Here is a 14309-nt window from a genome sequence, read left to right on the forward strand (position 1 = left end):
GCCAGCGATCTGAACGCCTGGCTCGACCAGCAGGCCTCGTGACCGGACGCATCCCCACCGCGCCCGGCACCTGGGGCGAGGTCCTGATCAGCGACACCGGCAACGGTGTGATCGCTCGTACCCGCGTGCGGCTGATGGACGGTTCGTACCAGGACATCCGACGCCGGCGCCATAGCTGGACAGCGGCACGCGAAGCGGTCATCGACGCGGCGAGAGAGGTCGCGAAGGTGCACCTCTCCGGCGCACTCAAACCGTCCTCCACGTTCGCGGCGCTCGTCGAGGACTGGTTCGCGTACGAGCAGCAGGCAGGGGAACTGTGTCCCCAGACGCTCCAAGAGCAGTACCGGCAGGCGACGAGCGACCTGGTGCCGCGGCTGGGCAAGATCGCGATCCGGGAACTCACGGTGCCGCTCTGCGAGCAGGCGTACCGGGACATGCTCGTGCCCCGGCGCGCTCGGGACCGGTCCGGCAGCGAGTACGGAGAGCCGAGAGAGATGATCCCGGCCGCGAGGAACGCGCTGGGCGTCATGAAGAAGGTCCTCGACCGAGCCGTCATCCTCGGACTGCGACTCGACAACCCGCCGCGCCGGTGCGGCCGAAGAAGCGATCCAAGAAGGAGATTCAGGCGCTCCACCCGGCCGACCTCCAGAAGGTCCGGAAGGCGGTGACCAGCTACCTCAACCGTGCAGACCGGTCCGGCCCGACGATGAAGTACCTCGAGTTCGCCCTTGACAGGATGACCGGGACTGGCGCGCGCATCGGAGAAGCCCTGGCGATCGGGCCGTCGAGGACATCGATCTGCTCTCGGAGTCGTTGACCGTGCACCTGCGCGGGACGATCGTGGACTACCGAGGCGCAGCGGCCGTCCGGCAGGAACTGCCCAAGATCGACACATCGGTCCGCAGCATCAAAGTACCGATGTGGCTGGACCGCAAGATCAGGTCCTGGCTTGCTGTCCCGGCCCACGCCGAGAACGTGCTGCTGTTCGAGACGCGCTTTGGTCGCCCGGTCTCACCCGACCGCGTGCAGGCGAACCTTCGAACGGTTCGTGCCTCATTGGAACTGGGTGACGACCCTCATTTCCCTACCGACCAGAGGGCAGGCCACGATCTCAGCACCGCCGACCATTCTGCCGAAGCCGAACCTGCCGACTGCCGGCACCGGCACCGGCCCGGGCGAGAAGCCAGCTGCGACGAAGGCGGGCGCCGCACAGGCACTGAACGGGCTGTCGCACATCAGCACGACTCCCGACCAGCGCATTCCGCCGTATGCCCGCACCGCGTTCGGCCCGGCGTGGGCGGACGTTGACCACAACGGATGCGACACCCGCGACGACATCCTTGCCCGCGACCTGAGGAACATCACTCGAGCCGGCGACGGCTGCACCGTCCTCTCTGGAAACCTCGCCGACCCGTACACGGGTAAGTCCAACGTCTTCACCCGCGGCGTCGCCACGTCCACCAAGGTCCAGGTCGACCACCGATACCCACTCTCGGCAGCCTGGTCCGCCGGCGCCTGGTCATGGAGCGACCAGCAGCGTGAACGGTTCGCAAACGACCCGCTGGAACTGGTCGCCGCAGACGGCCCGGCGAACGAGGCGAAGGGCGACTCCGGACCGGCCGACTGGGTGCCATCGAACGCCGCGTACGCCTGCACCTACGACAACGCGTTCGTTCAGGTCGCTGCGAAGTACGACCTCACCGTCAGTGCCGCGGACCGCTCCTCGCTGACTCGCACGCTCACCACCTGCGCTCGATGACGACGACGGAAAGGCACGACGATGACGATGCTCCAGCACACAGACCGAGACGACTCGGACGGCTTCGACGACCGGCTGACGCGACTGCCGATCGGCCGCATCGACCCGTCGTGGCTTGACCCCGGTGCAGGCTCCGACCCCCGCTTGCCGCACGCCCGCGCCGGGGCCCCGGCCCCCGCGCCGCGGGGGGGGGGGGGGGGGGGGCGCCCCCCCGGGGGGGCCAACGGGGCCCCGGGCGCCCCCCCCCCCCACGGGAACACCCGCGCGGCGCCCGCCGCCCCCGGGGGGGGATCCCCCCGGGGCCCCGCCCCCCCCCCCCCCCCCCCCCCCCCCCCGCGGCCCCCGGCGCGGGCGCCGGCGGAGTCGGACGTGCGGACGGGCACACCTCGGGATGCCAGACGGGCAAGCGTGCCTACCGCAGCCGACGTGATGCACGGCGAGCGGCCAGAGCGAACCCCAGCAACCCGATGAGCGGGTACCCGTGCTCCCACTGCAACAACTGGCACCTGGGTCACCTGCCCGAGGACGTTCGTGCCGGAGCAACCCCGCGCGCGAACCTTCCCGGGAACCGGATGCGCACCGGTGATCTCAGAACGTCGTACGTCGCAGAGGTGTCCGTCGACCCCCAACGCGCAGCCGCCGCCGCACTCGTCGCTGCCGCCGCACGACGCCGCGCCCGGAGCACCCCGACGGAGGTTATGTTCGAGCCACTGCCGGAGTTCCCCGAGGAGCCGACGCCGGAACGGTCGCCGGAGCAGCTGCCCGCATCTGCACCTGTGCTGGCCGCGGCGCCGAAGCCCGGCCCGTTCCGCCGAGTACCCGTCGCGGTTGCCCCTGCCGTTCCGAGCGCAGCCCCATCCGCAACGGCCGCACCTGCGGTGTCCGGTGTCCGGTGCTCCGCGGCCCGGACCGAGGCCGGCGCCGCCGTCCCCGGCTGTTGCTGCCCGCTATCGGAGGACCTGGTGACCACCATCGACTACCAGCCCACACCTGCCGCCCAGAACCTCACGCGCGAGCGTGCAGTAGCAGCGCTGCAACATCTTCGAGCGGCAGCGGTGGTCGCCTCCGTGGTCGGCCAGATCGGCAGCCACGAACCGGGCCGGCTCCTGCTGGAAGCGATCGCCGACGCAGTGTCGGTGTGTTCCGGCCTCGCCGGGGAGCCGCTACGACCGGAGTGGTCCGAATCGTTGCCCAACGACGGCCGCCACGAGTTCACGCTGAGCGGCGACTGCGACGGCTCCGACGTGCGCTACTACGCCCGCACGCCGCGCCTGGTCGTGGAAGCCGGTGTCTGGCGGCCCACCACGGAGGACGCGTTCACCAACGCCCGCTTCCCCGAGGACGGCGCCTGATGGCGGTCTACGCGGACGACATGTTGACCCGCGCCGACGTGCCCAACGGTACGGCCGTCGTCCGCGGGGTGTGGTGCCGCATGTTCGCCGACACCCATGAGGAACTGGAGCGGATGGCGCGAACGATCCACCTCCGCCCCTCCTGGATTAAGCACCCGGGGGACTTCCAAGAGCACTACGACGTGACCAAGACCAAGCGCGCCGAGGCCGTGCGCGCAGGAGCCGTGGAGCTACCCATCGGTGCCGAGTGGCGAGACGAGATGCTGCGCAAGCGCCAGGCCTGGGCCGAAGCGCAGCAGACCACGAAGCAGCAGACTGCACCGCAGCCCGACCCTGCCGAGCAGCCAGCCCGGGTTCGTGTGCTGGTCACGGGCAGCCGCGAAGTGACCGACCAGGAGATGGTCCGCGCCGCCCTCAACGCGTGCCGCGCTCGGCTCGGCGGGGCGGCGATGATCCTCGTGCACGGCTCTTCATGACTCACTCGCGCACGTCGACACGAAGCTAGTCCACCAGCGTGGAGAAGCTGAGTGAGGAGCCCACCGGGTGGCTGTCGGTATCACTCGTGGTCGCAGAGTGGCGGACAGGCCGCTCCAAAGAGCGCGCCGGTCAGTCTCGGGGGACGACCGCGCCGGACATCATTTCGGACGCCTCGACTCCGGGCCTCTGACACGACGGCCGCTTTTGATCGGATCCGTCAGGCTCCTTCGAGCTGAGTGATGGGGCCGACGGCGGTAGACAGATCGTTACAGACTGTTCACATCGATGGACTGCCGCCAGTGGTGCCTTGCCGCCTACCGTTGCTGCTAATTCTTTCAGCTTGGGGGTAACAATGAGGTTCCAATCACTGTTCAGCGCGGCGGTCATCGCGGCGGTCGTCGGTACATCGATAAGCGCCATCGCCTTGCCGGCGTCTGCAGCTCCACAGGCAGAGGTCTTCACGCCGAAACAGGTCGACATCGATCCAGGAGAGGCAGCGCCAAAGAAGGCCTGGACCTACCCCGAAGCGGCCCCTGCCGCGCGTGCGCAGTCACGAGCAGCCGTGACGAGTGCGCCGGGGATGTACGGCGGAATCGGCAATCTTGGGAAGTACTCGTTCCAGGAGTTCAACGTCTTCGGACCCGACACCGTTGTCGGAGTGAACCTGGGTACTGGGAATCTCTACATCCGCACCATTGAGCGCGCTCTCAACGGTCCCGGCGTTCCGGCGACGCTACAGCGCGTCTACAACAGCAACGACGACACCTACGGCGACCTCGGCACCTGGAAGACAGACCTCCGTCTGGCGGGACTGGGTGTCGGCGCGGACAGCGTGAACTACTTCGACGGAACCGGGGCGAGCGGGCGGTTCACGAAGTCGGGCTCGGCCTGGACACCCCCACCTGGGATGGGCGTCTCGCTGAAGCAATCGGGCTCGAACTGGATCGTGTCCTACAACAAGTCTGGTGACCAGCTGACCTTCAATTCGTCGGGTTGGCTCACCAAGCGCACGGACCGCAATGGAACCGGTGTCACGTACGGCTACAACTCCGGCGGACAGCTCATTGCGATCACCGACGCCACCGGGAAGCGAATCGGTATTGAGTATGCCAACGGTGGCAGCACGATCGATACCGTGGGCGATGGCAGCGGGCGTCTGGTCACATACAACTTGGACCCGTTCTCGGACACGTTGACCGAAGCAGGCGCCTGGCGGATGACTTCGGACAACGTCGGTCGACTTTCCACTCTCACGCTCGACAGCCGCACGCTGACCTTCACCTACGCAGGAGGCAATCGCCAGATTGCCTCGGTCGCGTTGAGCAGCAACGGCAGCGCCTTCGCGAAGACTTCGTTCGCCTACGGCGACGGTACGACGACGATTACCGACCCTCGCGGGAAGGCCTCGTCAGTGACCTGGGACGACCAGTGGCGAGTTACCAAAACCACCGATCAGCTCGGACGTTCTCGCGCACAGGACTGGACCCCGAACAGCGACGTCCTCACCAGCACAGACAACGCCGGCGGCATCAAAGAAGCCACCTACGACTCCCTCAACAACCAGACCACGACGAAGCTTCCGACCGGCGCCGGCACGCAGGCGATCTACTCGTTGAACTCGGAATGCGGCTCTGCTCAGTCCGGCCTGCCGTACTTGGCGAAGTGCCAGGTTGACGACGCGGGGAACCGAACCGCGATGACTTACGACAGTGTCGGCAACCTCACAAAGACTGCCAACACCACTGGTTCCAGTGACACGACGATGCGAGAGACCACCTACGAGGTCGCTGGCGGCTCCCGTTGCGGCGGTTACGCCGGCCAGGTGTGCTCGACGAAGGACGGCAAGGGTGCCACGACGTCCTACTCGTACACGGGGGGCAACCTCACGAAGGTGACCCCGCCGTCACCCCTCGGGTCGACTTCCTACGCTTATGACACCCTTGGTCGCGCTACCAGCGTCACCGATGGCACTGGCGCGACAACGAAGTACGCCTACGACTCCGCCGACAACGTCGTCACGGAGACGTACGCAAGCGGCCAGACGGTCACGAACACCTATGACCGGTTCCGAGGCGTCAAGACGCAAAGCGACAGCGGTTCGTCGACCACGATCACCTTCACCCGTAATGCTCTCGGCCTCGAGACTCGGAGGCAGGTCGTCACGCCTTCTGGCTCTGGTCTGTCCGCGTCCGTCAACGCGACCTACGACGCCATGGGAAACCTCCTGACGCACAGCGATGGCTCCTTGGCGCTTTCCTACGCATACGATTCCGCCAATCAGCTCTCGTCTGTTGCTGAACCCGCGGCCAGCTGCCCTGCTGACCTCGATGCCTCTGCGACGGGCTGCATCCGGTTCGGGTACGACTCCAACGGGACGGAAGTCCGACGGGTCATGCCGTACGGCGCCGAGCAGAACATCAAGCGCGACGCCGCATCCCGCGTCACGCGCATCACGGGCACCGACAAGACGGGGCAGCCCGTCGTCGACATCGGCTACAGCTTCCAGAACGCTGGGAAGGACCGCTCGATGGTCCAGACCAGGACCAGCTACAAGGAGGCCGGAGTCACCGCCGGCGCAGTGACCTCGTACACCTACGACAGCAACAACCGCCTCACCGGTGCGACCGAACGCAGTGGTTCCACTGCCACGGCAAGCTGGGCGTACAGCTACGACGTCAACGGCAATCGCCTCAGCCAGACGCGATCGGGCTCCACCGGCTCCGCGCAAGGCACGACTTCATACGGGTACAACGCGGTGAACGAGCTGACTTCTGCGACCGGGAGCACTACCACCTGGACTTACGACAAGAACGGCAGCCTCACGCAGAACGGCCTCACCGGCGCGAAGTCGACCTACGGCGACCGGACGCAGGTTCAGGCGAACGGCTCCACCACGTACGCCTCGGTGGGTCAGGGCAACACACTGCAGCTCCGCGCGGGAAGCGTTCAGAAGCTTGACTCTGCCTTGGGCAATGTCCGAACGAGCAACATGAGCGTCCTACGCACTCCGAATGGAGCACCTCTGGGCTACCGCTCGGGTGGAGTCACGCACTACTTCATGTCGGACATGGTCGGTTCGGTCGTGGGCGTGGTTTCGGCTACCGCAACATTCGAGGGTGGTTACAGCTACACGCCTTACGGGGAGACGCGGTCGAGCACTGCTACCTCCGCGATCTCAGGGAATATCTTCCAGTATGCCGGCGGCGAGAAGGACGGCGCGCTCTACAAGTTCGGTGCGCGGTACTACGACCCCAGCCTTGGGCGTTTCACGCAGGTGGACCCGTCGGGTCAGGAGGCAAATCCCTACCTTTACTCAAAGGGCAACCCGATTAACTTCACCGACACGAACGGCCTGGCGTCTGCTGCGGCTGTGATTGGTGTAGTGGCAGTCAACGCCTTGACCGCACTGATCTCCGGCATCTTCTGTGCAGCGCTCCCACTCGTAGGTTGCGTGCTCGCCGGCGCGGTTTACGGTGCCATCTCAGGAGGAATCACAGGCGGAGTGCTAGCCGCCGATGCCGGTGGTTCGCCAGCAGCGGTGCGTGCAGCCTTCCTGCAAGGCGCAGCTATCGGCGGCTTCTCAGGAGCAATCGCTCCGTTCGCCGGCCGAATCGCCAGTGCTATTGTGGCTGCGACGAGAGGCTGATGATGCGAGGGATTCTGCTGCTAGGGGCATTATGCGTAGCCACCTTTGCACTACTACTCATCGGAGTCGTCTCCTGGGGCTGGCCACCGTGGATCGTCGCCCTCGGAGCAGTTTGGGGTCCCATGATCGGCGTTGCAGTGAAGCAGCAGAAATCTCGGTGAGCAGGGACCGATCAATTCCTAGGTTGAATCACGGCAAGATTAGGAGGCTCCCGTGCTGATAGGGGCGGTGTTCGCGCTGATCGTCGGGACGGCTTTGATTGGCATGGCCGCGAAGAAGACTGTTCGAGCCCAGGGATGGGGCAAAGAGCGCTGGGAACCAACCGCCATTCGTTGGTTCGTAGCGGGCCTGGTCATCGCGGCTATCTCTTTCGCTCTGTTCGCCATCTACTTCACTGCAAGGTAGGTCCGAGGTCTAAAGCTTTCCGTCGAGCCGGGTGAGCGCGTGCAGCAGCGCGAGTTCACCCGGCTCGATGCGGTCTGGGCGTTGGGACCCGATCGCACGTATCGGTGCGGCACACTTCCGGCGCCATCTACGCACTCGCCCAGGCCCACGAGTCCCTGAACGCGGTGCCCCGGTACGCATCGGCGTTCGAGAAGGCCTCCGAGCCGCTGCTCACCAAGCAGTACGTGGACGACGAGTTCTCGCGGATCATCGAGCGACTGCTGGCGGTCAAGTCGGAGGAGAACCCGTACGTGTCGGCCATCCTGTCGCTGCGCCACGGATCCTCCACGATCGATGACGCCTTCCGCGGATCAGCATGGTCGGCGTACCAGTCCTTCACCGAGTACGCCGACCACTTCATGCCGGTGCGGTTCGCCGGTGACGCCGCCACGGGCCGCGCGATGCGCTCCATCGGTCCGGCGATGCCTCGGGCGAAGTCCCGCCTGTTCCAGGCCCTCATCGAGGCGTAGGGACAGCGTCGTGCGGCCCGCAGTCGTCATCGCCAGCTCCCGGACCCTGGGCCGCTCATCCGCGACGAGGCCGGCGTGCTGCGATCGGTCGCCACCGGAGAGCCGTACGACGACGATCCGCAGAGCGGACCGGAGCCGGCGCCGACACCGGGAGGAGCATCAGATGCCCCCGAACCTACGGGGCCAACACAGTGGTGGGCCCGTCCGTGCCTGGACCCCGTCAGCCGTTCCATGCAAACTGCGCGAAATGCACGACCACCACGAAGATGACGAGGTCCGTCAGGAAGTGCGCAACCAGCGCTCCGCGTGCTCCGCGGCGGAGCGAAATGCCGTACACGAGCGCTGAGTAGACACCAGCGGCAATGACCCCGACAGGTCCGTTCGGTATGCCGTGGAGGTGCGCCAAGCCGAATGAGAGCGACTGCACGATGAAAGCAGCTCGGAGGCCGATGAGTGGGCCGCTAACGTCTGCAAGGAGGCCGCGCCAGAGCGCCTCTTCCCCGAGGGCGTTCAGAAGGGCCGCGCCCAGAGCTACGAAGGAGAACGCCCACGGTGGCGGCACTGGGAACGCGAAGGTGTACCCACCACGGATGTTCGTCCAGTCCAGAGCAACGACCGCGACCCCGGCCGCTATCGCGATGAGGATGACGAGCGTCCAGGCCACACGTGGCCTGGACGTGCTGCCGATGTCTCGCCACCGGCGATGCAGCGCTCCGGGTGTGAGCGCGAAGTACAACGCGGCAGCGAGGATTGGAGCGGTCGGCCAGGGCAAGCCGCACACTTCAGCCGCGACGAAGAGCGTCAGCGCTGCACGGACCTTCCATCCTTGAACCAGGATCACGCTGACCAGGCCGACGATGAGAGCGCTGACCCACGAGACCGGGAGCAAGCTCGGGACGAGCCCGAAGGCCGCCCCGAGCGCCCACGGGGTTGCCACCTGCCAGGTGCTCGGACGGGTGGCGACGCTGGTCATCGTCACCGCAGCACCGAGGACAATTGCCCGAAGGGGACTGCGCCTCCATTCCAGGTCCACTGAGCCGTCCCTTCGCGCAGGTTCGGCTCCGCCACGCCGGCTCCGCCGGGCAAGACCGGCCATGGGGCGTTGCGCTCATCCATGACATAGGTCTGCAGCGCTGACGCGCACTCTACGGCGAGCTCGCCTGTGTCAGACCACTGCGCGGTCATCGACGTCACATTCCCACCAATCAGCAGGAGAACTTGGCTGCCGGTGTCACCATCGATCCACTCGGCGGCGTCAGGTATCTGCTCCAGGACTTCGGGGTCGTGGTCCTGGTCGAGCAGCGCGAGCCGCGGACGAGCACTTGCCCCGATGACCCGCTCGAAATCGGCGGCTACCTCTGGCAGGACAGTGGAGAGGTTGGTGATTCGACTCATGTCAAGCGATCTTGCACTTCCCAGAGAACGTCAGGATGTCGTCCTTGTTGTGCACGGCGGTTCCGGAAATCTCGAGGACCTTCCCGGAGTACTTCTTCGCTCGGGCAGCGTTGACGCTGCCGTGCGGTTCGTAGGTCTGGTTCTTCGCATCGATGTTTGTCCCGTTCGCCCGAACTTTCACGGCCCAGACCGTTCCGGTCTTGTACTTGCTGGCGACGTAGATGCCCCAGGTGATGGCCTGCCCATGACCCTTCTGCTGCACTTTGAGCTTGCCCTCCGCGCCGCCGACCTCATACGACGGCGAGCAGTGCCCCTGTGGAGCGATCGCGGTCTGCGAGCACCCACTGAGCCCCGCGGCGACCATTGCCGCCAGTGCGAGAACAGCCAGGCGGGAGCGCACCGGCGTGGTGCGGGCAGCGGTGATCGGACGGTTGATTACGATCATGAGTTCATCCCCAATGTCTCATGCAAAACGAGTCCCTGCGACGCCCCGCGTGTCTTGCGGAGCAACGCCATCGTCCCATCGAACTCCGCCAACTCCATCCCCCGCACGAGTGACGTTCAGATAGCCGATCGGCCATGACAGATAGCCGCCCGACGACTACCAGCAGGGGGTCGCAGAGAACCTGCGCGCTGCATTTGCCATTCAGTGCATCAAGGGGCAGAAGGTCGAGGCGCCGACCGGCGGCACCATCGAGACGCCGCTGCTGGACTGCACCTCGGGCCAGCCGCTGGCCACCTACACCAATTGAGGAGTGCGTCCCGGCGCCCGATCAGGGGTAGGTGGAGGCGCACGGTGCCCCAGACGGCCCGACGCAGATTGCCAATAAAGTGCCAAGAAACCCTCCCGGAACTGCCCCAAAGCTGCCGGAACAGCTCGGAAGAGTCCAGGGGGCTACGATGGGCAGTCACCTGCAAACAAGCCGAACTACGCCGGAACAACCGGAGTTCATCGGGGACGCTGAGCCACCTGCATGGCATGCAGGGGGTCAGGGGTTCGAGTCCCCTCAGATCCATCAGGACCAGGAAGCCCCGGCGCTCATCGAGTGCCGGGGCTTCCGTCGTTCCACGGCCGGTGCTCGGCTCGGGGCGCGACCCCGCGGTGCCGATACGCTGAGCGCATGAGCAGCGCTGCACCCCGGTCCGGAACCCAGACGTCCATCGCCGCCGGCGGGTACACCGCCGACATCGCGAGCGTCGGAGCCACCCTGCGGGCACTGCGGCACGACGGCCGAGACCTCGTCACCACGTTCGACGCCGACGAGGTCCGCCCGGTCTTCCGCGGAGCCGTCCTCGCACCGTGGCCGAACCGCGTCGTCGACGGCCGGTACACCTTCGACGGGGTCGAGCAGGAGCTGGCGCTGACCGAGCCGAAGCGGTCGCACGCCCTGCACGGGCTCGTGGCCTGGACCGACTTCGCCGTGCTCGAACAGGACGCCGACCGGGTCGTCCTCGCGACCACCGTGCAGCCGCAGGAGGGCTACCCCGCCCGCGTCGAGGTCCGGGTCGAGTACCGGCTGGACGGCGACGGCCTGCACACCACCATCACCGGCACGAACACCGGGGACGACCGTGCTCCGTGGGGGACCGGCCCGCACCCCTACCTGGTCGCCGGCGCCGGCACGGTCGACGACTGGACGCTGACGCTCCCCGCAGCCGAGGTGCTCGAGGTCACCGAGGACCGGCTCATCCCGACCGAGCTGGTGCCCGTGCACGACGAGTTCGACCTCCGCCAGCCGACGGCCATCGGCAGTCGCTTCATCGACCACGCCTTCACCGGCTTCGACCGCGATGCCGACGGCACCGCCGCCATCACCGTGACCGCGGCCGACGGGCACGGCGTCCGGGTCGCCTTCGGCACCGACTGCGGGTGGGCCCAGGTGCACACCGCCGACCACGTCGTCCCCGAGTACCACCGCTCCGGACTGGCCGTCGAGCCGATGACGTGCGCCCCGAACGCCTTCAACGCCGACGCCTTCGCCGGTGACGTCGACGCCGGCCTCGTCGTGCTCGAGCCCGGCGCCGCACACGCCGCCACATGGACGATCTCGGCGGTCTGAGCGCCACGCCGGACCGTCCCGTGGGCTCGCCGCGGATCGTCGTCCAGCGCCTCGCCGACGTCCCCGATCTCGGGGAGCTGGCCGCGGGCAGCGCCGGGGACCTCGTCTGGCTCGACTCGGCGCTGCCGGCCGGCGCACCCCCGGCAGCGTCACGCCGTGCGGCCTGGTCGGTCCTGGCGGTGTCGGACGGCCCCTTCGCCGCACGACTCCGGCACCAGGACCGGGTCGCCCACGTCACGGTCTCCGGATCGGCCGTCCGGTGGTTCGGACCGAGCCGGACCGAGGACCGGCCGGCCTTCGTCGTCCTCGACGACCTGCTGTACGCCACGCCGACGATCGACGAGCCCGTGCCGGGGTGCGCGTTCGCCCTCGGCTGGGTGGGGTTCCTCGGTTACGAACTCGGCCGCGAGGTCGACGGACCCGACCGGACCGCGGACGGACACGCCGACGCCGACCTCCGGTTCGTCGACCGGGCGGTCCTCGTCCACGCGGACGGTCCCGCCTGGGCGGTCGCGATGGTGGATGACGACGCGCCGACGGCTTCGCGAGCGAACCGCGCGTGGCTCGCGGAGGTGCGCGCGTCGACGACGCGGGACGACGTGCCGGCGGTGCCCCCGGGCCTCCCGGCCGGCGGCGTGACCGACGACGTGGTCGTGGCCGGGCGTGTCCCAGCGGCCAGCGCCGTCCCGGTGGCTGACGGCCGCGTCCGGGAGGCCCGTGGACGCGTCCGCCGCGCCGCCTACGAACTCGCCGTGGACGCGTGCCGACACGAGATCCGCGAGGGCAACGCGTTCCAGGTGTGCCTCACGACCGCCTTCGCGGTGCCCGACCCCGAGCCGGCTGGGCCGTCTGGGCCGGCGAGCCACGGCGACGACCGGTACCTGGCCGAGTACCGACGCGTGCGCGCGGGGGACCCGGTGCCGTTCGGCGCGTACCTGCGCTGGGGCGACCTGCGGATCGCCAGCCGCTCACCGGAACGGTTCCTGCGGATCGACGCGGACGGCGGCGTGCTCGCCGAACCGATCAAGGGCACCCGTCCCCGCCACCCGGACCCGGCGACGGACGCGGCGACACGCGCGGAGCTCGCCGGCAGCGCGAAGGACCGCGCCGAGAACGTGATGATCGTCGACCTGCTGCGCAACGACCTGCTGCGGACGGCCCGCCCGGGCACGGTGCACGTGGAGCGGCTCTGCGAGGTCGAGTCGTACGCCAGCGTGCACCAGCTGGTGTCGACGGTCGCCGGGGTGCTGCCGGCGGGGGCCCGACGTGCCCTGGTGGTGCGGGCCGCGTTCCCGCCGGGCTCGATGACCGGCGCACCGAAGCGCAGCGCGACGGCGATCGCGGACCGCCTGGAGGGCGCGCCGCGCGGGGTCTACTCGGGGGTGATCGGGTACTTCTCGGCGAGTGGGGCGGTCGATCTGTCGGTGGCGATCCGGACACTGGTGACGGTCCTCCGGCCCGACGGCAGCGTGCGGAGTCGGTCGCTCGGCGCCGGTGGTGCGGTGACGTGGTCCTCCACCGCGGCGGACGAAGCGGACGAGGTCGAGACGAAGACCCGGTCGGTGCTCGGCGGGGTCGGGGCCGCAGCACACTGGTAGTCCGCCCCTCCTGACCAGTCGAACAGGTGTTCGACCGGTTGTCCACCGGATGTCGGTGCCGGTTGACATGATCGAACACATGTTCGAATATGAGGGCATGCAGACGGCGGCGGCACTCCGGTCGCCCGATGATCGAGGCGACCGCGGACGCGGGGACCTGGAGCACATCGGGCGGAACGGTGCTGCCCGTTCTGGTTCTGGTACTGCCGGTGCCGGTGCCGGTGCCGGTGTGCGTGCTTCCGACCACGTCAGTGCAGCTCGGGCGGCGCTCGACCGGATCACCTCGCTGCGGTCCCGGGTCGCCGACATGGAAGCGACCCGCGTGGACACCGAGGGGCTGCCCACGGCGGACGCCCTCGCGCCGCTGTTGCCGGGCGGTGCCATCCGTGCCGGGGGCACGTACTCCGTGCCGGAGTCGGTGCTGCTCGCCCAGACCATGCTGCAGGCGGCCTCCGCGGCCGGAGCCTGGTGCGCCGTGGTCGGGGTGCCGTCCTTCGGTGTCGAAGCCGCAGCGGCGGCCGGCATCGACCTGGACCGACTCGTCCTGGTGCCGGACCCGGGCGACCAGTGGCTGGCGGTCACCGCGGCCCTCGCCGACGTCGCCCAGATCGTCCTCACCCGGCCGCTCGGCCGGGTGGTGCCCGGTGACGTCGCCCGGCTCTCCGCTCGACTGCGACAGCGCGGGGCCGCCCTCGTCGCGCTCGGGTCCTGGCCCGGTGCGGACGTCACGCTGCGCGTCACCGAGTCGCACTGGAGCGGCATCGGCCAGGGGCACGGCTACCTCACCGAACGGCGGGTGACCGTCACGGCATCCGGTCGTGCCGGAGCCGTCCGGCCGACGAGCACGGAGCTGCTGCTGCCCGCGGCGGACGGTTCGGTCCGCGCGGCGGTCCCGGTGGCGGCCTCGGCCGGTGCACGGGTCCTGCGTCCCGTGGCGGTGGCCTCGTGAGCCCCCGCGGACGCCGGGCGTTGGCCGCCGGACCGCGTGGCGGTGCCGTGCTGCCGGGTGCCGGAGGGTCCCGCGGGGCGGGGGGGCCCGGGGGGGGGGGCCCCCCGGCGGGGGGCGCCGCGGGGGGCGCCGGCGCGCCCGCGGGGGGCCCCCCCCCCC

At 68.6% G+C, this 14309-nt stretch carries 13 protein-coding genes and 1 tRNA gene; 11 read left to right on the forward strand and 3 right to left on the reverse strand.

Annotated features, from left to right (window positions below; translation table 11 throughout):
• Nucleotides 1-38: 38 nt before the first annotated feature.
• From QCD68_RS07535 to QCD68_RS07565, 7 genes are all read left to right on the forward strand, one after another.
• Nucleotides 39-668, forward strand: coding sequence for a hypothetical protein (locus QCD68_RS07535; RefSeq protein ID WP_301222573.1), 630 nt, complete (start codon nt 39-41; stop codon nt 666-668).
• Nucleotides 669-1066: 398 nt separating this feature from the next.
• Nucleotides 1067-1759, forward strand: coding sequence for an HNH endonuclease family protein (locus QCD68_RS07540; RefSeq protein WP_301222574.1), 693 nt, complete (start codon nt 1067-1069; stop codon nt 1757-1759).
• A 962-nt stretch (nt 1760-2721) separates the two neighbouring features.
• Complete coding sequence (locus tag QCD68_RS07545; RefSeq protein ID WP_301222575.1) at nt 2722-3111, forward strand: hypothetical protein; 390 nt, start codon at nt 2722-2724, stop codon at nt 3109-3111.
• Entirely contained in the window at nt 3111-3587 is a 477-nt protein-coding gene (locus QCD68_RS07550) for a DUF4031 domain-containing protein (protein WP_301222576.1), read from the forward strand. The genes QCD68_RS07545 and QCD68_RS07550 overlap by 1 nt, the downstream gene beginning before the upstream one ends.
• A 353-nt stretch (nt 3588-3940) precedes the next feature.
• On the forward strand, nt 3941-7234 hold the full coding sequence (locus tag QCD68_RS07555) for an RHS repeat-associated core domain-containing protein (RefSeq protein WP_301222577.1): 3294 nt from the start codon (nt 3941-3943) through the stop codon (nt 7232-7234).
• A 213-nt stretch (nt 7235-7447) separates the two neighbouring features.
• A complete protein-coding gene (locus QCD68_RS07560; RefSeq protein WP_301222578.1) occupies nt 7448-7639 on the forward strand; it encodes a hypothetical protein in 192 nt (63 codons plus the stop codon).
• 74 nt (nt 7640-7713) lie between these two features.
• Nucleotides 7714-8148, forward strand: a complete 435-nt coding sequence (locus QCD68_RS07565) for a DUF932 domain-containing protein (protein ID WP_301222585.1) — start codon at nt 7714-7716, stop codon at nt 8146-8148.
• A gap of 220 nt (nt 8149-8368) precedes the next feature.
• Here QCD68_RS07565 and QCD68_RS07570 read toward each other — a convergent pair whose 3' ends face one another.
• From QCD68_RS07570 to QCD68_RS07580, 3 genes are read right to left on the reverse strand one after another with little or no spacing between them, the layout of a single operon-like run.
• Nucleotides 8369-9121 carry a CPBP family intramembrane glutamic endopeptidase gene (locus tag QCD68_RS07570; protein ID WP_301222586.1) on the reverse strand — a complete coding sequence of 251 codons (753 nt, stop codon included), beginning with the start codon at nt 9119-9121 and terminating at the stop codon, nt 8369-8371.
• Between the two features lie 2 nt (nt 9122-9123).
• A complete protein-coding gene (locus tag QCD68_RS07575; RefSeq protein WP_301222579.1) occupies nt 9124-9543 on the reverse strand; it encodes a hypothetical protein in 420 nt (139 codons plus the stop codon).
• A 1-nt stretch (nt 9544) separates the two neighbouring features.
• The gene (locus QCD68_RS07580) at nt 9545-9988 is read right to left on the reverse strand and encodes a hypothetical protein (RefSeq protein WP_301222580.1); all 444 of its coding nucleotides are present in this window, start codon (nt 9986-9988) and stop codon (nt 9545-9547) included.
• A 499-nt stretch (nt 9989-10487) separates the two neighbouring features.
• Here QCD68_RS07580 and QCD68_RS07585 point away from each other — a divergent pair.
• From QCD68_RS07585 to QCD68_RS07600, 4 genes are all read left to right on the forward strand, one after another.
• Nucleotides 10488-10559, forward strand: a tRNA-Ala gene (locus QCD68_RS07585).
• Between the two features lie 105 nt (nt 10560-10664).
• A complete protein-coding gene (locus QCD68_RS07590) occupies nt 10665-11603 on the forward strand; it encodes an aldose 1-epimerase family protein (protein ID WP_301222581.1) in 939 nt (312 codons plus the stop codon).
• Nucleotides 11582-13201, forward strand: a complete 1620-nt coding sequence (locus QCD68_RS07595) for an anthranilate synthase component I family protein (protein ID WP_301222582.1) — start codon at nt 11582-11584, stop codon at nt 13199-13201. The genes QCD68_RS07590 and QCD68_RS07595 overlap by 22 nt, the downstream gene beginning before the upstream one ends.
• 79 nt (nt 13202-13280) lie before the next feature.
• Nucleotides 13281-14150 (forward strand): hypothetical protein, encoded by an 870-nt coding sequence (locus tag QCD68_RS07600; RefSeq protein WP_301222583.1) that lies wholly within the window; start codon nt 13281-13283, stop codon nt 14148-14150.
• Nucleotides 14151-14309 lie beyond the last annotated feature (159 nt).

The sequence above is a fragment of the Curtobacterium sp. PsM8 genome (assembly GCF_030433875.1).
In the GTDB taxonomy this organism is placed as follows: Bacteria; Actinomycetota; Actinomycetes; order Actinomycetales; family Microbacteriaceae; genus Curtobacterium.